Genomic DNA, 21,663 nt, shown 5'->3' on the forward strand with positions numbered 1-21,663 from the left:
GCCGCGGCACGGCCGCCCGGCCCGGTCCGGCGGCTGGGCGCCGACATCCGCGAGGGCCTGGCCTTCATCTGGCGCCACCGGCAGATCCGCGCCTACACGCTGCTCGGCGTCGGCAACAGCCTCACCGCAGGCGCCGTGCTCGGGCTCGTCGTCGTCGCGGCCGTCGAGCGGCTCGGCCTGGACGCCCACGACTGGCGCGTCGGGCTGTGCTACGTCGCCGCCTGCGCGGGCACCCTCGTCGCCAACGCCGCCCTGCCGAGGTTGCGGACGCGGCTGCCGGCGGGCTGGATCACCCTCGCCGGGCTCGCCGCGAACTGGGCGGCCCTGCTGGCGTGGGCGAACAGCACGCGCCTCGGACCGGCGCTCGCCGCCCTGCTGCTGTGGCAGGCCACCAACAGCCTGGTCAGCGTCAACGGCATCGTCGCCCGGCAGCAGGCCGCGCCGGAACACCTGCAGGGCCGCGTCAACACCACGGCCCGGATGATCGCCTGGGGCGGCCAGCCGCTCGGCGCCGCCCTCGGCGGCGCGATCGCCGGCACCGCGGGCGTGCGGGCTGCCCTGCTCGTGACCGGCTGTGCGGTGCTCGCCGCCGCGATCGCCGGCTGGGCCACGCCGCTGCGCCGCCGCGAGCTCGCGCCGTAGCCGACCCATGCAGACTCCGCCACGCATCGACGAAACCCTTGCGCGGTCCGGCCAGGCCCGACTACGGTCAGGCTTATCGAAAACGACTTCCGTTTTCGATAACGATTGGAGGAGATTCCGTGAAGGTCACGTTCGAGCCGGTCAAGGAGCAGGCGCCGCTGCGCGCGCTGCAGGGCCCGGGCACCAACGCCCTGGTCCACACGCCGTTCACGTTCGAGCCGGTCAAGGCGCCGGCGCCGCTGCGGGCCCTGCAGGGCCCGGGCACCAACGCCCTGGTCCACAGCCCGTTCGCGTACACCGGCTGACCGGTTGACCGGCCGCGCCTTCATCCCGGAGCCCACGATGACCCGCACTGCCGCCCGCATCGCTTCCGGCGCCCACCTGTACCCGGGCCCCGACGGCGTCTGGCGCTACCACCTGCCCGGCGACGAGTTCGTCCGGATCACCGCACCCGCCGAGCTCCTGGCGGCCGCCCAGCGGCTGCTGCACGGAGCGGCCGGCCCGGCGCCCATCGACGCGCTCGAGCAGTTGCTGGCCGCGTTCGACGAGCGCGGCCTGCTGGCCCCGCCCCCGGCCGGCAGGCCGCAGGCCCTGGCCACGGTCTGGGTCGACGGCGACAACCCGGTCGCCGAACAGGTGGCGCGCCTGCTGCAGGCCGACGTGCGGGTGCTGACCGGCCCGGCCGATGAAGGCGCGGTCATCGCCGCCGACCTCGTCGTCTCCTGCGCCGGGTGGCTGCCCGACGCCCGCTGGCGGCAGCTCGACACCTGGTGCCGCGAGCACGGCACCCCGTGGCACATGAGCTACGGCGAAGGCCGCCGCTGGTACGCCGGACCGCTCGCGGTTCCCGGCAGCACCGCCGGCTACAGCGACGTCCGCGCCCGCCGGCTCGCCGCGTGCGGTGTGCCCGACGAACTGCGCGCCCACTGGGCCTACCTGGACTCGACCACCGTCGCCCCGCCGGTGCCCTGGCCGTCGCCCGGCGCCGCCGCGCTGCTCGCCGGGCTCATCGTCAACGACATCCTGGCCTGGCGCGACACCGGCGCCGCCGCCGCGGCCGGCGTGCAGATCGGCTTCGACCCGGCCACCGGCGAGCTCACCCGCCATCCGGTGCTGCCGCTGCCCGCGCTCGCCGAGCCCGACCCGCAGGACCGGCCATGACCCTCGTACAGGCCAACCTGCGCCTCGCCGCGCCCGACGGGACCGCCCTGGCCACCGACGTCTACCTCCCCGAACAGACCCCCGCCCCCGTCGTGGTGACCCGCACCGCGTACGGCCGCGCCGCCCACCTCCACGAGGGCCTCGGCTGGGCCCGGCACGGCTACGCGTTCGTGGCCCAGGACGTCCGCGGCCGCTACGACTCCGACGGTGTCTGGCGGCCCTACCGCGGCGAACGCGGCGACGGCGCGGCCCTGGCCGACTGGATCGCCGGCCAGCCGTGGTGCGACAGCCGCCTCGTCACCCTCGGCGGCTCCTACAGCGCCTACACCGCCTGGACCGGCGCGGTCGAGCGGCCCGGGCTGGTCGCCGGCGTGATCAGCCTCGGCCCGGCGATGGGCCTGGCCCGGGTCAAGTACGACCGGTCCGGCATCCTGCGCCTGGCCGAGCACGCCGCCTGGTGGCTGGAACGGGCCGAGTCGCGGACCAACCGCACCGGCATCGCCGCGGCCATGTTCGCCGCCGAGCCCGACCTGCTGCACCACCTGCCGCTCGCCACGCTGCCGCAACGGCTGTGGGCGCACCTCGAGCACTGGGGCGACACCCTCGACGCCGGCCCCGGCCACGAGGCACCCGAGGCCGTCACCGACACCGAACTGGCCGGCCTCGCCGCGGCCACCCTGCACATCGGCGGCTGGTACGACCTGACGCTGGCCGAGACGCTGCACCAGTGGCGGCACACCGGCGGCGCCCGCACCCTGCTCATCGGAGCGTGGGAGCACGACCTGTGCTGGTCGGCGTCCACGACCGTCGGCGCCCGCGAGCACGGCCCGGCCTCCCGGGTCGACCCCGGCCCGCTGCTGCTCGACTGGCTCGACCAGACCCTGCACAAGACCCGCACCGGCGCCGCGGCGCGGGTCTTCGACCTCGGCGCCCGCCGGTGGTGGACCGGGGCGCAGTGGCCGCCCACCACCACCGGCCGCACCTGGTACGCCGGGCAGGGCGGCACCCTCACCCGGAACGTGCCCGGCGACGGCACCGACCGGTACCGCTACGACCCCGCCGACCCGTACCCGTCGGCCGATCCCGGCGCCGACCGCTCGGCCCTGCAGCAACGCACCGACGCCGTGCGCTACACCACGGAGCCGCTCGCCGCCGCGATCACCATCGCCGGCGCACCAGTTGTCACGCTGCACGCGAGCACCGGCGCCGACGCCACCGACTTCATCGCGCGGCTGCTGGAGCACCGGCCCGACGGCACCGTCCTGGCCCTGGCCCAGGGCGCCGTCGACACCGGCCGGTCACCCGCCCGCGGCGGCGCTCACCGCATCGAGCTCGACCACCTCGCCGTCACCGTCCCGGCCGGCGCCCGGCTGCGGCTGGAGATCACCAGTAGCGACTTCCCCCACCTGGCCCGGCACCTCAACACCGGCGGCGACCGGCACCGCGGCACCGCCGTGCGCGTCGCCGAACAGACCGTCCACAGCGGACACAGCCATCCGACCGCGGTCACCGTACCCGTGCTGGAGGACCCGTGGACGACGCCCTGACCCGCCTCGCCGAGCACCTGTACGCCGGCCCGGCCCCGGCCGAGAGGAGGCTGGCCGACCCGCGGTTGGGGCTGCTCACCGCGGTCACCCGCCAGCCGGCCCAGCCGGGCACGCCACCCGGCTGGGCCGGCTACGGCGCGCATGTCGCCGACACCGCCGCCTACGCGCCGTGGACCACCGACCGGTACGGCTTCGGCGCCGCCCTCGATGACCCGGGCCGGGCCCGCCGGGCCGCCGTCGGCGAGGCCGTCGAACGCTACTGCGGCAACATCGTCCCGGCCGGCCTGCCCGTCGCGTCGTTCGCCGAGCTCGCCGCCGCCGGCCACCGCGCCGTCGACCCCGCCGAACTCGCCCTGTACGCACCGGCGCAGTACGCCGAGCCGGGGTTCCCCTTCGTGCCGTTCACCCGCGACCTGACGGTCCCGTGGGTGCTCGGCACCTGCCTGCACACCGGCGCCGACACGTACGTCCCGGCCCGGCTCGCCTACCTCAACCTGCCCGGCCCCGGCCCGGCCACCAACGCCCTGTGCTACGCCGGCATCGCCACCGGCCCCGACCGCGAGCGGGCCGAACGCTTCGCCCTCGAGGAGCTGTTCGAACGCGACGCCACCGCCCTGTGGTGGACCGCCGACGCACCGGCCCCGCACATCACCGACGACCTGCCCACCCCGGACGGCTGCACGCTCCGGCTGCGCCACGTGCCGTCCAGCTTCGACGTCCCGGTCGTCGCCGCGTTCCTCGAAGACGGCGACGCCGGCGTGGTCGCCTTCGGCAGCGCCTGCCGCGCCGACCCGCGCGACGCCGCCGTGAAGGCGCTCGTCGAGGCCGTCGGCATGTACACCCTCACGCTGAAGCTCACCGACCCCACCTCCGACGTGTGGGGTGCCGTCGCCGACGGCACCATCCCCCGCCACGTCTACCGCCCCTACCGGGCCGACCGCCGCTACCGCGACGCGTTCCGCCCCGACCTGCGCGACCTCCTCGACCTGCCGGCTGTCGCCCAGCTGTACCTCGACCCGCGCATGCAGGGCGAGCCGCTGGACCGGCTGCGCACCCCGGACCCGGGCACCACCCTCGCCCACCTGCCCGCCGTCGACGACGCCACCGCCCGGCAGGTGTACCTCGACCGGCTCGCCGCAGCCGGCCTGTCCGCGGTGAGCGTCGACCTCACCACCCCGGACGTCACCGCCGCCGGGCTGCGCGTGGTCCGCGTCGTGGTCCCCGGCCTGTACGGCAACGCCCCGCCCGCGTTCCCCCTGCACGGCGGCCACCGCCTGCACACCGAACCCGTCGCCCGCGGGTGGCGCACCGGGCCGCTGACCCCGGCCGACCTGACCCGGCCGCCGATCCCGCTCGCCTGAGGACCCTGATGCATCCCGACCTGCTGTACAACTCCCGCACCGGCATCGTCCGCCGGCTGGCCGTCCACCCCGTGCCGGCCCACTTCCCGGCCAGCTTCCGCCTCGTCGACACCTACCTCGCCGACACCACCACGTTCGGCCCGTGGCCCGTGGACACCGCGGGCGCCGGCTACACGTTCACCGACCCCGCCCACGCGGTCGCGGCGGCGCTGGGCGAGGCCGCCGAGCGCTACTGCGGCAACCTCGTCCCGCCCGGGCTGCCCACCACCAGCTTCACCGCCCTCGCCGCCGCCGGCACCGCGGCCGTCGACCCGGCGCAGCTGGCACTGTTCGCCTCGCACCAGTACGCCACGCCCGGCTTCCCGTTCGTGCCGCTCACCCGCGACCTGCCGATGCCCTGGGCCACCGGCACCGACCTGGCCACCGGCCGCCCGGTCGCGGTCCCGGCCGCCCTGGTCTGGGTCAACCACCCCGGCGGGCCGCGCACCAACCCGATCGTCCAGGCCGGGCTGGCCGCCGGCCCCTCCCGCGCCGCCGCCGACGACAGCGCCCTGCGCGAGGTCGTCGAACGCGACGCCATGACCGTCACCTGGGCCGGCGGGCGCCCGCTGTACCGCATCCGCCCCACCGCCACCCTGCGCCGCCTCGGGGCCGGGCCGGCCGGCGCCCTGCACACCGACTGGTACGCGTTCCCAGCCGAGGTCGGGCTGCCGGTCACCGGCGCGCTGGTGGCGGACTCGACCACCGGATACCTGACCCTGGGCATGGGCTGCCACTCCGACCCGGTCACCGCCATGACCAAGGCGCTCGGCGAGGCCCTGCAGCTCCACCTGCTGCTCGCCGACTACGACGACCCCGACGGGCCGTTCGCCCGCGCCGCGACCAGCCCGGACAGCCCGCTCAAACCCTGGCGGCCCGGCCGCGACTACGCCGCCGCGTACCGGCGCGACCTCGCCGACGCCGTCGACTACGGCTGCCACCTCCAACTGCACCTCGACCCGGCCGTGCAGCAGCGGTTCCACGCCCAGCTCCACGCCCGCACCGCCGGCGAGACCACACCGGACGACCTCGCGGCGGACGCCCCCGCCGACCTCCCGGCCACCGTGCGCCGCCTGGCCGACCTCGGCCGTCAGGTCGTCAGCGTCGACGTGACCACCCCCGACGTCCGCGCCGCCGGCCTGCACGTCACCCGCGTCGTCGTCCCCGGCTACTACACCAACTCCGCGGCCGGCCTGCCCCTGCTCGGCGGCACCCGCCTCCCGCCACTCCCCCGCGACGCCGACCGGCCGCTGCCGCTGCCGCACTGACCGCCACCGGCGTCAGCGAGCCGGGCGATCGGGCGGGCGCGGGTGGTGTCACGGGGTCGCCTTCAGCGACCTCGTCAGGCGGTTGTCGGGGCCGGTCAGGACGTAGCAGTGGGCGGTGCGGTCGCCCAGGACCCACCGTTCCGGATTGCCGCCGGTCGGGACGACGCGCAGGTCGGTGCGGTGCTCGAACTTCGACTGCGACTCGCCCAGGAACGTCGCTGCCTTGGCGTTGCAGGCCTGCGTCACCTCGCGGTTCAGCTTGGTCATGCCCGGGTGCGGGACGTCCTGGCCCACGTACAGGCCGACGTACTCGCCGTTGTGGGGCTGGGCGCAGTCGATCGGGAGTAGATGGTCGATGATCTTGTACCAGCCTTGCCCGTCCGCGCTGCCGCGGACCTCCACGCAGGTCAGGGCCAGCGGGCGGGCGCCGCGCAGGCCGTCCTTCAGGCTGCCGGTGCGCATCCGGGACGAGTGGTTGTCGGCTGAGAACTCGAACAGGGCGCAGCGGTACTCGCGGGCGCCCGCGTTCCACTCCTCCGTCGACGGGACGATGACCGCGAGGCCCAGGCGACCGTCGTGCCAGTCGGCGCCGACGTACTCGCGGGCGGCCGTGTCACAGTCGGTGAAGACCTCCCGGGTCTTGTTCTCCGGCGGCGTCGTGAGACGGCCGACCCGGATGATCTCGGCCTGGTGCTCAGCAGCGCAGTCGACCGGGTTGAGGGTTGCGGCGCGGTAGTCGAACATGCCCAGTGACGGGCCCGAGTGACACATGCCGACACCCGGCAGGCCGACCGCGCTCGCGGACGGCGATGCCGCCGCCGCGCTCGCGGTCGCCGCGTCCACGGGCTCCGCCGCGTCGCATCCGGCCAGGCTCAGCAGTACCGCTGCCGCAATCATCCTCCAACGCACCCGAACATGATCGCCGGTCGCGGGCGGCGGCGAAATCGGGGGTTGGGTCGTTCGCCGACCGGCACACTGCGCCGCCACGGTGCGTCCGGGGCTCCTATTTGCCTTTTGTGCCGGACCGCCGGCGGCTATTGTCGGGCGGCGAGTGACCCCTGAGGAGCTGAGACATGCCCGGTCGTCCGAGCGCGCGTTGACGTCTTAGGCCGTGATCGGCCTGTCATCGCGTGCTGCCCCTGCATCGTGCGGCACAGCGAGCGTTCCCACCTTCGGCTGGTGGGCCCTGTCCGCGGCGATTCCAAGGGGTCTTTCGTGCCGTCCGCTGCTGATTCCGCTCGATCCTTTCCGCCGAGCCTGTGGCGTAACTCCGACTTCCGTAACCTCTGGGCCGGCCAGACGGCCTCACAGCTGGGCGAGCATGCGAGCCTGGTGATTCTGCCCCTGCTCGCCGTCCTGACGCTCGACGTCGGTGCGGGCGAACTGGGTGTCCTGCGTGCGGTCGGGCAGGCCCCGCTGCTGCTGCTCGCGCTGTTCGTCGGCGGGTGGGTGGACCGGTGGCGTACCCGAACCGTCATGGTCCTGGCGGACCTCGGCCGGGCGGTTGCGTTGGGCGCAGCCGCGGTGGCCGCCCTCGTGGGTGGGCTCGGCCTGCCGGTACTGCTGGCCATCGCGTTCGTCGTCGGGGCCCTGTCGGTGTTCTTCGACGTCGCCTACCAGGCCTCCCTGATCCGCCTGGTGCGACGCGAGCAGCTGCTGCAGGGCAACAGCGCGATCGAGGGAAGCCGGTCCGCGGCCCAGATCGGCGGCCCCGCCCTCGGCGGGGTGATGGCGTCCCTGTTGTCGGCGCCGATCGCCGCCGCATCGAGCGCCCTGTTCTTCACCGTGTCGTTCGCATCCATCGCCCGGATCCGCCACCGCGAGTCGATCTCCCTGTACCCCGGCGGTTCGCCGCGCATCTGGCGGCGGATCCACGAGGGCCTCCGCTTCGTGGCGGCCGACACCCTGCTCCGCACCGTGTGCCTCGCCTCGGCCGCGTTCCAGTTCTCCCTCGCAGCCATGATGACGACGTACCTCCTCTTCCTGCCACGGCAGCTGCACCTGTCCGGCACTGCCATCGGAGTGGTGCTCGCCGCGACCGGACCGGGCGCACTGCTCGGTTCTCTGCTCGCCGCCCGCCTCCCGAGCCGCTTCGGTTACGGACCGGTGCTCGTCGCGGCGGCGGTGGTCGGTGACGGTGTGATGCTGTGTGTACCCGCGCTGCACGGCAGCTCCACGGCGATGTTCTCCGCGCTGGTCGCGATCAACCTGGTGTTCGGGGCCTTCGGCCAGCTGGTGAATGTCACGATCATGGCCGTCCGGCAGGCCGTCACGCCGGACCCGTTGCAGGGCCGGGTCGCCGCGACGATCACCTTCGCCGGCATGGGTCTGACCCCGGCCGGCTCGCTGCTCGGCGGCCTCCTCGCGGAACATTGGGGAGTACGCACGGCGCTCCTGGTCACGGCCGCCGGCATGCTGCTGTCACCGGTGCTGATGGCGCTGTCCCCGCTGGCCCGCCTGGGGCGGGTCCTTCCATCACCAGATACGCCGTTACGTCAGCAGCCGTAGCGCCCGTTGACGGACGTCGACGTAGCGCTCGTGCACCTCCGGCGTACCGGCGGCGGCGACCTCCTCGGCCGCGACCGGCCACTGCGGCGGCTCGGCACCGCCCGACAACGCCCAGGCCGCCTGACGCGCCGCGCCGAGCGCGACGTACTCGCCGGGGCTCGGCACGCTCACCGGCGCGCCGAACAGCGCCGGCGCGACCGCCTGTACCGCACGGGACCTGGCCGCGCCGCCGATCAGCAGCACCCGGTCGACCGGGATGCCCTGGGCGCGGAGCGCGTCGAGGGCGTCGGCGAGGCCGCCGAGCATCCCCTCCACCGCGGCCCGCGCCAGGTTCGCCGCCGACGCGTTCGCCCGGGTCAGCCCGGCGAGCAGGCCGCGCGCGTCGGGCAGGTTGGGGGTGCGTTCCCCGTCCAGGTACGGCAGGAGCGTCAACCCGCCCGCACCCGGCGGCGCCGAGAGCGCCAACTCGTCGAACTCGGCCAGCGACCGGCCCAGCAGGCCAGCGACCGTGACCAGCACCCGGGCCGCGTTGAGCGTGCACACCAGCGGCAGGAACCGGCCGGTCGCGTCGGCGAAGCCGGCCACCAGCCCGCTCGCGTCGGCGGCCGGAACCTCGCTCACCCCGAACGCACACCCCGAGGTGCCCAGCGACACCACCACGTCCCCGGGCCGCAGGCCGACGCCGAGCGCCGCGCCCATGGTGTCACCGGTGCCGGCCGCGAGCAGCGCGCCGGACGCGGTCTCGCCGACCGTCTCGGCCGGCCCGGCGACCCGCGGCAACGCCAGGTCCCGCCCGAAGGCGAGCCGCACCAGATCGCGACGGTACTCCCCGGTCGCCGGCGACCAGTACCCGGTGCCGGAGGCCTCGCCGCGGTCGGTCGTCGGCTCGCCCCCGTCCACGCGCAGCCGGTGGGTCAGCCAGTCGTGCGGCAGCAGCACCGTACTGGTCCGGGCCGCGAGCTCCGGCTCGGCACGGGCGAACCAGCGCAGCTTGGTGACCGTGAAGCTGGCCACCGGCACCAGCCCGACCGCGTCGGCCCACGCCTGCGGGCCGCCGAGCTCGCTGGTGAGGTCGACCGCGGCGCGCGCCGAGCGAGTGTCGTTCCACAACAGGGCGGGACGCACCACCTCGCCGGCCTCGTCGAGGCAGATCATGCCCTGCTGCTGCCCGCCGACGCCGATTGCGGCGACGCCGTCCAGCAGTCCGGCGCTGGCCTGCTCGTATGCCGCCCACCACAACTGCGGATCGACCTCGGTACCGTCAGGGTGCGCGGCGCGGCCCTCACGGAGCACCTCGCCGGTGTCCGCGTCGCACACCACGACCTTGGTCGACTGGGTCGATGAGTCGACCCCGGCAACCAGCGTCATCGCTGCTGTCCTGGCGTGGAGCCGCACATGGCGGTGCCTCCGTAAGTTCGCGGTTGACGCCGACTGTACGTCCGCGAACCGGTTAGTTCAATACCCTTCCAAACTCCGGGCCGTCTGGGGATCAGCCGCCCTTCTGCTCCCCGATCCCGGGCCGAATCCGGGCGGACGCGATCACGTCGCCCTTGGCGCTGTAGACGGTGACAAGGGGATACTCCTCCGGCGGCCCCGGACTCGTCTGGCCGCGGTCGGGGTAGAAGGTCGCGGGCGGCGCCGGCTCGCCGCGGCGATGAAGCCAGAAGACGGTGACGGTGTCCTGGTTCCAGCGGGCGAAGGACGCCTCGGTAGTGGCGCCCTCGGCCTGGCTGGTGACTCGCGCGGCCGTGCCCCGGAAGGCGCCGAACTCGATGAGGGAGCCGTCGGTCGCGACGCACTGCTGCAGGCCGAGGAACGGGGGCTTGTGGTCGGAGCCGGTGCCGCCGCGGCACATACCGACGTCCTGGCTGACCACGCCGGTGCCGGTGTCGCGCACAGCCTGGGCGAACACCGGCTCGTTGCCGGCCATCCAGAAGAAGAGCACCAACTCTCTGCCCTCGACCACGATGCCCGTCGCCATCGAGTTGCCCGCGACCTGGGCGCTCGGGCCGATGTCGATCGGGACCGACGACGGGGTGACCGGACCGCCGGGCCGCGCCCCGTCGGTCGCGCCCGCGCAGGCGGACAGGGCGAGCAGGAGCGGGAGGAGCACGAGCAACGGACGGCGCATCGATCCTCCTGAAGGCATCGTTGCCTGAGAGGACGCCGCGGGGCGGCCGGATGGTTGGCGTGGCGTGGCATTCAAGCGGCACACGCCGAGGCGGCATGATGTTGCCGTGCAGGACACGGGGATGGATCGAGCCTCGGCCGGCGTGCCGGAACGGCGGGCCGGCTGGTTCGGCGTCGCGGTGGCGTGGATGTGCGTGGGCCTCGTCGAGCTGTTCAACGTGCCGAACGTGGCCGTGTCGGCGTTGCTCGTCACGCCGGTCGAACTCGTGCTCTGGCTCGTCGCGGGCTGGCTCACACTGCGGCCGAGACTCTGGGCACGACCTGGGCCGCTCCTGCGAACGGCGGTGGCATCGAAGTCGACCTGTTCGGAGCACGTGCCGACCTCACCGGCGGGATCAACCTCGGGGACGGCTGGTGGTACCTACGGCCCGGCGACTGATTTCGGCACATCTGGCGCTCCGACCGGTTCGACACCCGGCGCGGTCAGAATGTGGCGATCGGGTTGACCGGGCTGCCTGACGTACCGGCGAAGCGGATCGGTGCGACCGCGAGGTGGAAGTCCCACTGGCCGAGCTCGGCAGCCGTCGTCGCGCACGCCTCCAGGTCGCAGTTGTCGAGCAGCCACAGACCCATCGCGACGAGACTCACGGCGTGAACCGGCATCAACACGTCTTCGTACCCCGACGGCTGAACGTCCTGGGGGGTGTCGGCGCCGATCAGCGCGACCTGCCGTTCATGCAGCCACGGCAGGCAGGACGCGTGCCAGCCGGCCTGCGTGAAACCGCCGGCCGCACCGGCCTCGTGCCGGCGGCGGCCATAGCCGGTCCGCAGGAGTACCGCATCGCCGGGTCGCACCCGCACACCCTGGCGGCGCTCGGCCTCCTCGAGGTCGTCGGGAAACACACCCTGCCCCGGCTCCAACCATGGCACATCGCGGACCCTCGCAATGTCCAGCAGAACACCACGCGTGATGATCCCGTTCGCCGCCGCCGTGACGGCCGCCCACGCAGCTCCCGTTGCGGCGTCGACCAGCGAGTGCGGCCGCCCGTTGTACATCGTGCCGTCCCAGAAGATGTGGCACGGCGAGTCGACGTGGGTGAGGGTGTTGCCGTGGAACGTGATGCCGAGCCGCTCGGACGAGAAGCCCCAGCGCCGGTCGGCGTGGAAGGCGGGCACCGGCATGTTCTCGGCACCCGGCATGTCGGCGGCGCACGGGCACGTCGTCGTCGACCGCTCCATCTCTTCCGGTACGGCAACCTCCCATGCGCACGACACGCTCCTGCCGTGGCGCACCGCCCGCGCCGCCGCCACCCGGACGTCGTCGGTGATGTGGTTCAGAGTCCCGAGCTCGTCGTCGTCGCCCCACCGTCCCCAGTTCGACAGCGTGTCGAAGTACCCGAGCACGTCGTCCTGTGTGGGCATCGGTCGCCCTGCCGTCATCCCAGCACCGACTCCTCCGGTCACGCGGTCCGAGGCACCGCAGGTAGGTCCGACCGTACTCCGAGCACGGCCGATCGATTCAGAGGTCGGTGATGCTGCCGTTGACGGCGAGGCAGCCACGGCCGCCAGCAGTAGGTCCAGGAAGTCGTCCAGGTCCTCGGCCACGACGGTGACGCCGAAGCCGGCGTAGCTGGAATAGACGCCCTGCTCGTATCCGCATTCCCGCAGCCGGTAGACGGTGCCGACGTCCCCGACGGCGAGGGCGTACAGGGTTCCGCCACCGTCGGCACCGAAAATGACCACATCGACGTCCTCGTCGAACGGTTCGCCGATGCGATCCGGGATCCCGTCGTCGTGGTACAGCACTCCTTGGATGTAACTCGACGAGAACATGAAGTAGCCGTTTGCGATGTCGGGCAGGGAGACCGCGCCGACCCATCGGGCGACGGCGAGGAGGTCGTCGGGTATCCACGGCAGCCGCTGCCGGAGCGCGGCGAGATCCGGCTCCGATGCCGGTGGGCCAACGGTGTGCTCGGCCGGCTCGAACGGATACGTCGCCACGACGTCGCGCAACGCACGCTCGACGGCCGCCTCGATCGCTTCCGCCCAGTCAATCAGCCGTTGCTGGTCCAACGCGGGCGCCCCCTCCGGCTCGCAACCCCTGCCACGCAGGACTGCGAGGCTCACTCGAACTCTCGCATTCCGCCACGCCGGCCGCGCCGCCGCGGTGGGCTCGCTCTTCCGCGGCGGCGCCTGCGTCCACGATCAGGAGGCTCAAGGGCGGTACAGCAGCCGGGTCGCGCCCTCCTCACGCTGTGGCGGCGGGTAGGTGTGCACGAGGCGCCAGCTCCGGTCGTACAGCTTCAACTGGGAGCCGGTGTCGACGACCGCGCCGTCGGTGCGGAACCACACGTGCCGCAGCTGGCCGAGTTCGACGCGCTTGCGGGACACGGTGTCGTAGACCAGCGCCGTGCTGTAGACGTGCTGCGGGTCGCTGTTCACGTTGCCCAGCGCGAGGTAGCGGCCGTCGTCGGACAGCGACTGCACGGAGGTCGGGCAGCCGGCGCGCTCGCACTCGGCGAGGCCGGTCACCGGCACCGCCCGCGGCGACGAGCCGTCGGCCTTCGTGATCTGGACGGTGGCCGGCTGGGCCGCGACGTAGGCGCGCAGCGAACCGTCCGCCGAGTAAGCCAGGTAGGGCAGCCCGTTGGCTCCGGTCGCCCCATGCGAACCGTCCGCGGGGTTGTAGCGCACCCCGCCCGCAATGACGGCCGTGCCGTCCGGGGTCCAGATGGCGGTATTGCCACCGTCGAAGCGCACGTTGTGCGCGATCGCCCGCCGGGCGCCCCCGGCCTCGACGATGACGAGGTCGCCCGGGGTGATGCTGGCGACGTTCGGCGAGGTGTTCACGACCAGCCGCGTGCCGTCCGGCGACGGGCTGGCGTACACGTCCTGGCTGCTTGCCGTGCCGAAGGAGGTGGTGTGCTGAACGCCGTCGACGTACCGGTACAGCTGGATCGGTTTGCCGGGCTGCAGCGTGAGGTAGAACAGCGTGCCCGGCAGCGCGTCCGGGTTCACCGACGGGGACGACGACGAGCTGGTCGGCGCGGTGGTGGGAGGGTCCGAGGAGGTCGCCGGTGCCGGCGACGTGGTGGCGGAGGTGCCCGGGACCGGAGGCGGCGTCTCCTGGTCACGGAACTGCAGGAGGGTGGCGCCGCCGGTCAGGGCGGCGACCACCGCCACCGCGGCGACGGACGTGGCGACGGTACGGCGGGTCCGCAGCTGCCGGGACCTGCGGTCGACGCGGTCGCGCAGCCGTACCAGATCGGTACCGTCCATCTCGTCGGCGAGGTCGGCGAACTGGTCGTGCAGGTCGTGGTTCATCACTTCATCCCCTCCGTCGCCAGGTCCGGCAGTGCCTTGCGCAGTGCCGCCAGTCCGCGGGACGTGTGGCTCTTCAGGGTGCCGATCCGGCACCCGAGCAGCTCGGCGGCCTCCGCCTCGCTGTGGTCCTCGAAGTAGCGCAGCACCAGGGCCGCGCGCTGCCGCGGCGGCAGGGTCAGCAGTGCCTGCCGCAGCGCCAGCCGGTTCGCCGCGTCGCCGGCCTGGTCGCGGCCGTCGCGGCGCTCGGGCAGGTCGCCGGGCAGCGACTCCGGGACGCGTTTGCGGCGCCACCGGCTGACCTGCAGGTTGTACATGACCTGGCGGGCGTACGCCTCCGGGTTGCCCCCGTCGCGCAGCTTCCGCCAGGCTCGGTGTGTGCGGGCGAGCGCGTCCTGCACCAGGTCCTCGGCCAGGTGCCGGTCGCCGGTCAGCAGATACGCCGTACGCAGCAGCGGTTGAGCACGGGCCCGGTAGAAGGCTTCGAAGTCTTGCTCGTCATGATCCATGTCGGCGGGAACCTATGCGGTGTAGAACAGCTCGCCGGCGGCGGGGGCCGGGAAGGTACCGGTGACCCGCCAGGCCGCGTCCACGACCTGCAGCGCGTGGTCGGTACCGACGATCGCTCCGCCGGTGGCGGGGAACCACACGTGCCGGACGGTGCCGAACGCGCTCAGGTCGACGGTCTTGCCGGTACGGGTGTCGAGGACCAGATGCGCCGTCGTGACGTGGCTGGGGTCGGTGTTGCCGTTGCCGAGGGCGACGTAGTGCCCGTCCGGGGAGACGGCCTGCACGGCGAAGGGGCAGGCCGCGGTCCGCGTGCAGTCGGGCAGCTGCGAGATGTCCGTGGTACGCGCGGATCCGCCGCCGGCGGCGGAGACCTGGATGGTCCGTTCGCTGCTGGCGTACGCGAGGGTGGCGCCGTCGACGGAGTACGCCAGGTATCCCGAGTTGTCCTTGACCAGGCCGGCGCCGGCGTGCCCGCCGCCGGTGACGTCGTACCGGGTGCCGTCGTGGATGACCGACCGGCCGTCGGGCGTCCAGGTCGGCACGGTGCCGCCGCCGAACGGGACGTTGTGGGCCAGGACGTGCCGCTGCCCGCCGGCGTCGACGACGACCAGGTCGCCGGGGACGATCGTGTCGGGGTTCGGGCTCGTGACCAGGGCGAGGTGCCGGCCGTCGGGTGACGGCTGGGCCACCACGTCCCCGGTGCCGGCGGTACCGAAGGCGATGGTCTCACCGCCGCGTACCAGCGTGATCGGCTTGCCCGCGGCGAAGGTCAGCACCGACAGCGTGCCCGGCAACGCGGCCGGCTTGGCTGCCTGCGTGGCCGGCGCGGACGCCGGCGGCGGCGCCTTGTCGGTGACCGTGGACACCGGTGTCGCCTGGCAGCCGGCCAGTGCCGCGGCGGCGAGGAGGCTGACGACGGCGGGGGTACGGGAGGGACGGTTCATGGCGGCTTCCTTCCGGTGGTGGGCCAGTGACCGCTATAAACGCCACTCACCGTCGATCGGGTTACACGCGCGCCGAAGAATTTTCCGACCAGCTCGCCGTGTGCCACCCGGCACGTCGGCTGCCGGCGCCGGAATCGTCCCGCCTTCGCCGCATGATGCTGCCCCGGCCGGGCATCATGCCATCCGATGCAGGGTGAGCAGCGCGTAGCACCGCCGATCGGGGGACCCTCATGTCGCAACTGCTCGTCACGTCGTACGGCGATCCACGCGAGTCCCTGACGCTCGAGCGGGCTCCCAGCCCTCCGCTGGGGACCAACGACATCCTGGTCGAGATGGAGGCCGCACCGGTCAACCCGTCCGACTTCCTGCTCGTCCAGGGTGGCTACGGGCTGCGGCCGCAGCTGCCCAGCCCCGTCGGCGGCGAAGGCGTCGGGCGGGTGGTCGACGCGGGCGGGGCCGCCGGCACGCAGCTGGTGGGCCGGCGGGTCGTCATCCTGCCGACCTACGAGCAGGGCACCTGGGCCGACAAGGTGGCGACGTCGTACCGGAATGTCGTTCCGATCCGCGAGGACGGCGACCCGCTGCAACTCGCCATGCTTCCGATCAATCCCGCGACCGCGTACCTGCTGCTGCAGAAGTTCACCAAGCTGGAAGCCGGCGACTGGGTCGGCCTGAACGCCGCCAACTCCGCCGTCGGCCTCTGCGTCGTCGCCCTCGCTCGCATGCAGGGCCTCAAGACCCTCGGCATCGTACGGCGGGAGGCTGCCGCCCAGAGCGTGCGCGACGCGGGCGCCGACCGTGTCATCGTCGCCGGCGACGACCTGCCCGCTCAGATCGCCGACGCACTGGACGGCGCGGAGCTGGGCCTGGCCCTGGATGCCACGACCGGCCCGATCGTCGCCGACCTCGCCGCGGCGCTCAGGCTCCGGGGCGTGATCGTCACCTACGCCTTCGTGACCGACGTGTCCCCGTCCGTCCGCGCCCACGACCTGATCTTCAACGAGGTGACACACACCGGATTCTGGCTGCTCAACTGGCTGCGCCACGCCCCACGCACCGAGATCGAACAGACCTACCACACGCTCAACGACCTCGTCGCCACCGGCGAACTGAGCGTCCCGGTCGATGCGACCTACCGCCTGGACGAGTACCACGAGGCGATCGACCATGCGATGACACCGGGGCGCGGCGGCAAGGTCTTGTTCACGTTCACCTAGCTGACCAAGAACGTTCACCGGGTTGGTGACACGCTGGTTGCGGTGTGCCCGTATGGGACGGTTTCGGCCTCACCCTCGATAGCGATCAGGTTCGTTGTCGAGGGGTGAGGTGGGTGGATGGCTGAGCCGGTCCGGGCGCGGAGGCTGAGCGAAGAGGAGGGCCGCCGGCTGCAGCAGATCGTGCGGCGGGGCAAACGCGGGTCGATCCGGGTCCGCCGCGCGTTGATCATCATGGCGTCGGCGTCGGCGTCGGGGACGCCGGTGCCGGCGATCGCCCGCCTCGTCGCCGCGCATGAGGACACCGTCCGTGATGTGATCCACCGGTTCAACGAGATCGGGCTGCGTGCGCTGGACCCTAACTGGGCGGGTGGCCGTCCCCGCCGTATCAGTCCCGACGATGAGACCTACCTCGTCGAGACGGCCAAGGCCCGGCCGAAGACGCTGGGTCTACCGTTCACGCACTGGAGCGTCCGCAAGCTCGCTGATTACCTGGCCACCAACCGGGTTCGGCGGGTGTACCTGGGGCGGGAGCGGTTGCGGCAACTGTTACGCCGCAACGACATCTCCTTCCAGCGCACCCGTACCTGGAAGGAGTCCACCGATCCGAACGAGGACGCCAAACTCGACCAGATCGAGGAGGTGACGTCGAGGTTCCCGGACCGGTGTTTCGCTTTCGACCAGTTCGGGCCGCTGTCGATCCCCGCCCGCACCACGGCACCGGTTGGGCGCCGAAGACCCGACTGGACCGGCTGCCGGCCACCTACACGCGCACGCACGGCATCCGCTACTTCCACGGCTGCTACAGCCTCGGCGACGACCAGCTCTGGGGTGTGATGCGCCGCCGCAAAGGCGGCGATCACACCCTGGCCGCGCTGAAGTCGATCCGCAAGGCGCGACCGGACGGCGCAAGACCCCGGCCATCCGGGCCTGGGCCGCCCGCAACAAGGTCGAGCTGTGCCTCACCCCGACCAGCGCGTCCTGGACGAACCCGATCGAGGCCCAGTTCGGGCCGCTACGCAACTTCACCATGGCCAACTCGAACTACCCCAACCGCACCGTCCTGGCCCGTGACCTGCAGCAATATCTGCGCTGGCGCAACGCCAACGCCCGCCATCCCGACGTCCTGGCCGCGCAACGCCGCGAACGCGCCCGCATCCGCAGCGAACGCCAACAACGCTGGGGACGCCCACGAACGATCGCCGCGTGAGCCCTACACCCCGGTTCGTCCGTCGATACGCTGCCGTAGCAGGTCGGCGTGGCCGTTGTGCCGGGCATACTCCTCGATCATGTGAATGTAGACCCAGCGTAGCGACACCTCACCGAAACGAACCACGAAGGTCCGATCCAGCGGTACGCCCCTGACGACCTGCCGGGCCGCTTCCCACTCCGCTCGTAACTGCGCGAAATCACGCTCCGCGTGGATCGGGTCGGCCTCCTCGAAACAGGCGTCCCGGTTACCACCCTCGGGGAAGTACAGCGGTGTCAGCTGCTGCCCGCCGACCCTGCATCGAAACCAGGACCGTTCCACCTCGGCCATGTGCCGCATCAGACCGAGCAGAGACAGGTTAGCCGGTGGCACGGCCTGCTTGGCCAGTTGCACGCCACTCAAGCCCGCGCACTTGAACCACAGAGTCGTACGGTGACCGTCCAGCCAACCCTCCAACATAGTGCGCTCGTCGGCGACATAGGGCTCATCGATACGTACGGCCTCGGGCACGGTCCACGTCACGGTCGTATTTTGCCGTCCAAGGAACGGCAGCGCGATCCAGAGATGGCCGGACCGGATCCCGGAGCCGGTCCCGACTGGCCTGGGTCCCAGGGTAGAGATCAGCTCTGGCCACCCGGTGAACATTCTTGGTCAACGCACTAGCCGCGCGCCGCGCGGAGGAGGCGTCAGCCCTGGGACGGCGGCGTGGTGAACTGGTTGAGCTGGACGTTGTGGTCTCCGGCCTGCACGCCCTGGGCGCCACGCAGATCGATCGTGTACCTGCCGGCCCGGGCACCCTCGGCGTCGATTGACGTCAGCAACCGCTCGGCGGCGGCGAGCAGGTCGGGGTCGGCGACGGCGCCGCTGGTTTCCAGCGCCCGGGCCAGCGGCTCGCGCCAGGTGTCCGGGTCGGCCTCGTGTTCGTCGAGGGCCACCTCGGCCGCCCGCCGTCCGCTGAACCGGGCTGCCACGAGCCGCTTGAGGCCCTGGTAGCCGTCTTTGATCGCGGTCGACGCCGTGTCACCGACGCCGGTCGCCGCACCGGCGGCCAGCGCCGTCACGATCAACGTCACCGGATCCATGGCTGCTCCCTGTCGGCTCGACTGGGGTCTATCCAACCGGGTCCCCGGCGTGCCCGGCAAGCTCCCGCATCGCCCGCAGCGTCTCCCGGGTCTCTGGATGGTCTCGTCCGAGGATCCTGGTCTGGTCGGCGAGCAGTCGCTCGAACGCCGCCTCGGCGCCGACCCGGTCGCCCGCGCCGGCCTGCCAGTGTGCAAGGTTGTGGCGGGTCATGAGGACCTCCGGGTGGTCCGGGCCGAGCAGCCGCAGCTGGTCGTCGACGACCCGGCGCAGCGTCTCGACCGCGCCGGCCGGGTCGCCGCCGGAGCCGCGCCAGTCGCCGAGGGCATGCCGCACGGACAGGGTGTCCGGATGGTCCGGGCCGAGCACCCGGTGGATGTCCACGGACAGCGCCTCGAGGTCGGCGACCGCGACCGAGGCGCCGTGCGCGTCGCCGCGCCAGCAGCTCAGGTGGTAGCGGGTGAGGAGGGTGTGCCGGTGGTCGGCGCCGAGGAGGCGCAGGCGATCGTCGAGCAGCGATGCGAAGCCGGCCGCGGCGCCCGCCGGGTCGCCGGCGTGCCCGCGCCACTCGGCGAGATCCTGCCGGGCGGTGAGGGTGTGCGGATGGTCCGGTCCGAGCACGCGCAGCCGGTCGGCCAGCAGCCGGTCGCAGGCCGCCGCGGCGCCCGCCGGATCGCCCGCCTTCCCGGTCCAGTGCGCGAGGTTCTCGCGGGTGTGCATCGTGTCCGGGTGGTCGGCGCCGAGGACCCGCAGGTAGTCGGCGAGCACCTGGTCCAGCGCGACCACGGCGCCGGCGGCGTCACCGGCCTGCCCGCGCCAGTGCGCCAGGTTGCGCCGGGTGTCCAGGGTGTCGACGTGATCCGGTCCGTGCACCCGGACCATGTCGGCGAGCAGGCGCTCGTTGTCGGCGACGGCCCCGCCCAGATCGCCGGCGGCACCGCGCCAATGGGCGAGGTTGTGCCGGGCGCTCAACGTGGTCGAATGGTCCGCGCCGAGAAAGCGTTCCAGGTCCGCGACCGCCGCCGCGGTCTCGGCGGCCGCGCCGACCGGGTCGCCGGCGTGACCCTGCCAGAACGCGGCGTTGGCGCGGGTGCCCAGCGTGTCGGGATGGTGCGCTCCGCAGACCCGGGTGCGGTCGGCGAGCAGCGCACGCTGGCTGGCCGCCGCGCCGGCGAAGTCGCCGGCTTCGCCCTGCCAGTACGCCAGTTCGTAGCGGGCGGTCAGCGTGTCGGGGTGGTCCGGGCCGAGGCCGCGGGACAGGTCGGCGACGGCGGCCTGCATGTGGGCGATGGCGTGAGCGACGAGGCCGGCCTCGCCCAGACTCCTGCCGAACCGGAAGACGATCGGGTGCGCGCCCCGGCCTCCCGCCGGCACCCCGAACCGGGACAGCAGCACGGTGGCGCACGCGCGCAGCACCTGGCCCAGGTCGCCGTCCCGCTCGACCTCCGGCCACACCTGCATGACCGCGTCCGCCGCGGTGACGACCACCGCCGACAGCGCCTCCCGGTCCAGGCTGTCCACGGTGGACCGCTGGGCGAGCGGGTGCATGCGCACCGACCGCACCGCGTCGGCCGGATCGTGGGTCACCAGGCTGAGCCGGTGCAGGTTGCGCAGCGCCCGCCGGGCGTCATTGGCCCCGTCCCGGCCCACGAGCGCTCGAACGGCCGCGCCGGTCAGCACCGCTTCGGGTACACCGTGCGGATCGAGGACGGCGACCACCGTGAGCACCGGCCGGGCCGCACCCACCGGTGCCAACGCGTCGGCCCGGTCGGCGGCCAGCGACCAGGTGCCGGCCAGCGTCTGCTCGTACTCGTCACCGCTGACGGCCGGGTCGTCCGGGAACAGGTCGCTCAGCGTGTTCGCGCGATCGGCCAGCAGGGCGCGGTAGCCGGAGCACGTCAGGGCATCGTTGACGATCACCGCCGCCGCCTGGGCCAGGGCCAGCGGCAGGTGACCCACCTCGGCGGCCAGCTCGGCCGCCTCGCTCGCCAGGTCCGGCACCGGCGGGTCGGTCTGGCCGAGCTTCGCGTGCAGGTACGCCATGGCCTCCGCGGGCGCGAAGACGTCGACGTCGACCATGCTGCCGCGGGCGAGGAGCGCGGCGTCCCGGCGGCGGGTCGTCACCACCACGCGGCCGGTCGGACCGGTCGGCCACAGGCGGGCCAGGTCACCCGGATCGCCCACGTCGTCCAGGACGACGATCCAGGACCGGTCGGTGGTGGCGAGCCACGACAGGAACGCCTCGGCGTCGCGCTGGGCGTCGCCGTGGCCGGCGCTGCGTCCGAGGGCGGCGTGCGCCTGGGCGTAGCCGGAGACGACACCGGCCCGCGACGTCGCCGGCACCCACACGGCCAGGTCGACCCCGAGCCGCCGCCGGACGTCGTCGAAGGCGGCGGCCGCGAGCTGGGTCTTGCCTGTACCGCCGCCACCGGCGATCACGACAGTGCTCCCGCCGCCGCGGAGGAGCTGCTGGACCGTGTCACGCAGCCGCGGTCGCTCCTGGAAGGCGTCGGCGCGCAGCGGCGGACGTCCCGCCAACACCGGCCAGGTCACCACCGGAAGGGGCACGGTGACATTGTTGATCATCAGGTTGTGGTCCCCGACCTGCACACCCTGGCCGTGACGCAGGTCGACATGACGACCGACGGCGTCATCCGCGGAGCTGCCCATTCCACCGCCCTTCCCGGCTCGATGATGACACCCACCCGGCAGTACCGAGGGGACGACA

The 21,663-nt window shown here is 73.2% G+C and carries 19 protein-coding genes and 1 pseudogene; 10 read left to right on the forward strand and 10 right to left on the reverse strand.

Going from position 1 to position 21,663, the window contains the following annotated elements; genetic code table 11:
• From ABZS66_RS43110 to ABZS66_RS43135, 6 genes are all read left to right on the forward strand, one after another.
• The coding region (locus ABZS66_RS43110; RefSeq protein WP_354768355.1) for an MFS transporter at window positions 1-642 on the forward strand (642 nt) is incomplete at its 5' end.
• A 119-nt stretch (window positions 643-761) separates the two neighbouring features.
• On the forward strand, window positions 762-947 hold the full coding sequence (locus ABZS66_RS43115) for a streptamidine-related RiPP repeat protein (RefSeq protein WP_354768357.1): 186 nt from the start codon (window positions 762-764) through the stop codon (window positions 945-947).
• Window positions 948-984: 37 nt separating this feature from the next.
• Entirely contained in the window at window positions 985-1,803 is an 819-nt protein-coding gene (locus tag ABZS66_RS43120) for a hypothetical protein (protein ID WP_354768359.1), read from the forward strand.
• On the forward strand, window positions 1,800-3,350 hold the full coding sequence (locus tag ABZS66_RS43125) for a CocE/NonD family hydrolase (RefSeq protein WP_354768361.1): 1,551 nt from the start codon (window positions 1,800-1,802) through the stop codon (window positions 3,348-3,350). Before ABZS66_RS43120 ends, ABZS66_RS43125 begins: the two co-directional genes overlap by 4 nt.
• Window positions 3,335-4,711 (forward strand): YcaO-like family protein, encoded by a 1,377-nt coding sequence (locus ABZS66_RS43130; RefSeq protein WP_354768363.1) that lies wholly within the window; start codon window positions 3,335-3,337, stop codon window positions 4,709-4,711. Before ABZS66_RS43125 ends, ABZS66_RS43130 begins: the two co-directional genes overlap by 16 nt.
• A gap of 8 nt (window positions 4,712-4,719) precedes the next feature.
• On the forward strand, window positions 4,720-6,018 hold the full coding sequence (locus ABZS66_RS43135) for a YcaO-like family protein (RefSeq protein ID WP_354768365.1): 1,299 nt from the start codon (window positions 4,720-4,722) through the stop codon (window positions 6,016-6,018).
• A gap of 48 nt (window positions 6,019-6,066) precedes the next feature.
• Here ABZS66_RS43135 and ABZS66_RS43140 read toward each other — a convergent pair whose 3' ends face one another.
• Window positions 6,067-6,915 (reverse strand): septum formation family protein, encoded by an 849-nt coding sequence (locus tag ABZS66_RS43140; protein ID WP_354768367.1) that lies wholly within the window; start codon window positions 6,913-6,915, stop codon window positions 6,067-6,069.
• A gap of 318 nt (window positions 6,916-7,233) precedes the next feature.
• Here ABZS66_RS43140 and ABZS66_RS43145 point away from each other — a divergent pair, with 318 nt between their 5' ends.
• Window positions 7,234-8,526, forward strand: a complete 1,293-nt coding sequence (locus ABZS66_RS43145; protein WP_354768369.1) for an MFS transporter — start codon at window positions 7,234-7,236, stop codon at window positions 8,524-8,526.
• Here the strand turns inward: ABZS66_RS43145 and xylB are convergent.
• Both xylB and ABZS66_RS43155 read right to left on the reverse strand, forming a co-directional pair.
• Entirely contained in the window at window positions 8,509-9,894 is a 1,386-nt protein-coding gene (xylB, locus tag ABZS66_RS43150) for a xylulokinase (protein ID WP_354768371.1), read from the reverse strand. The two genes, ABZS66_RS43145 and xylB, sit on opposite strands and share 18 nt — an antisense overlap.
• Before the next feature lie 121 nt (window positions 9,895-10,015).
• On the reverse strand, window positions 10,016-10,657 hold the full coding sequence (locus tag ABZS66_RS43155) for a hypothetical protein (protein WP_354768372.1): 642 nt from the start codon (window positions 10,655-10,657) through the stop codon (window positions 10,016-10,018).
• Window positions 10,658-10,721: 64 nt separating this feature from the next.
• On the opposite strand from ABZS66_RS43155, the gene ABZS66_RS43160 reads away from it, so the two are divergent.
• On the forward strand, window positions 10,722-11,162 hold the full coding sequence (locus ABZS66_RS43160; RefSeq protein ID WP_354768374.1) for a hypothetical protein: 441 nt from the start codon (window positions 10,722-10,724) through the stop codon (window positions 11,160-11,162).
• Here the strand turns inward: ABZS66_RS43160 and ABZS66_RS43165 are convergent.
• The 4 genes from ABZS66_RS43165 to ABZS66_RS43180 form a co-directional block, all read right to left on the reverse strand.
• Window positions 11,140-12,729, reverse strand: coding sequence for a cyclase family protein (locus tag ABZS66_RS43165; protein ID WP_354768375.1), 1,590 nt, complete (start codon window positions 12,727-12,729; stop codon window positions 11,140-11,142). The genes ABZS66_RS43160 and ABZS66_RS43165 overlap by 23 nt on opposite strands.
• Window positions 12,730-12,870: 141 nt before the next feature.
• A complete protein-coding gene (locus ABZS66_RS43170; protein ID WP_354768376.1) occupies window positions 12,871-13,980 on the reverse strand; it encodes a hypothetical protein in 1,110 nt (369 codons plus the stop codon).
• Window positions 13,980-14,486: a SigE family RNA polymerase sigma factor gene (locus ABZS66_RS43175; RefSeq protein WP_354768378.1), complete on the reverse strand. Its 507-nt coding sequence runs from the start codon at window positions 14,484-14,486 to the stop codon at window positions 13,980-13,982. The genes ABZS66_RS43170 and ABZS66_RS43175 overlap by 1 nt, the downstream gene beginning before the upstream one ends.
• A gap of 12 nt (window positions 14,487-14,498) precedes the next feature.
• A complete protein-coding gene (locus tag ABZS66_RS43180; protein ID WP_354768380.1) occupies window positions 14,499-15,431 on the reverse strand; it encodes a hypothetical protein in 933 nt (310 codons plus the stop codon).
• 230 nt (window positions 15,432-15,661) lie between these two features.
• Between ABZS66_RS43180 and ABZS66_RS43185 the strand changes: the two genes are divergently transcribed.
• Complete coding sequence (locus tag ABZS66_RS43185; protein ID WP_354768382.1) at window positions 15,662-16,648, forward strand: zinc-dependent alcohol dehydrogenase family protein; 987 nt, start codon at window positions 15,662-15,664, stop codon at window positions 16,646-16,648.
• Between the two features lie 117 nt (window positions 16,649-16,765).
• Window positions 16,766-17,855 (forward strand): annotated as a pseudogene (locus ABZS66_RS43190) (IS630 family transposase).
• A 3-nt stretch (window positions 17,856-17,858) separates the two neighbouring features.
• On the opposite strand, the gene ABZS66_RS43195 reads toward ABZS66_RS43190, so the two are convergent.
• From ABZS66_RS43195 to ABZS66_RS43205, 3 genes are all read right to left on the reverse strand, one after another.
• Window positions 17,859-18,377, reverse strand: a complete 519-nt coding sequence (locus ABZS66_RS43195) for a DinB family protein (protein WP_354768384.1) — start codon at window positions 18,375-18,377, stop codon at window positions 17,859-17,861.
• Between the two features lie 164 nt (window positions 18,378-18,541).
• A complete protein-coding gene (locus ABZS66_RS43200; protein ID WP_354768385.1) occupies window positions 18,542-18,937 on the reverse strand; it encodes a hypothetical protein in 396 nt (131 codons plus the stop codon).
• A gap of 28 nt (window positions 18,938-18,965) precedes the next feature.
• Entirely contained in the window at window positions 18,966-21,521 is a 2,556-nt protein-coding gene (locus ABZS66_RS43205; RefSeq protein ID WP_354768387.1) for a tetratricopeptide repeat protein, read from the reverse strand.
• Window positions 21,522-21,663 lie beyond the last annotated feature (142 nt).

Source organism: Dactylosporangium sp. NPDC005572 (assembly GCF_040605515.1).
Taxonomy (GTDB): Bacteria; Actinomycetota; Actinomycetes; order Mycobacteriales; family Micromonosporaceae; genus Dactylosporangium.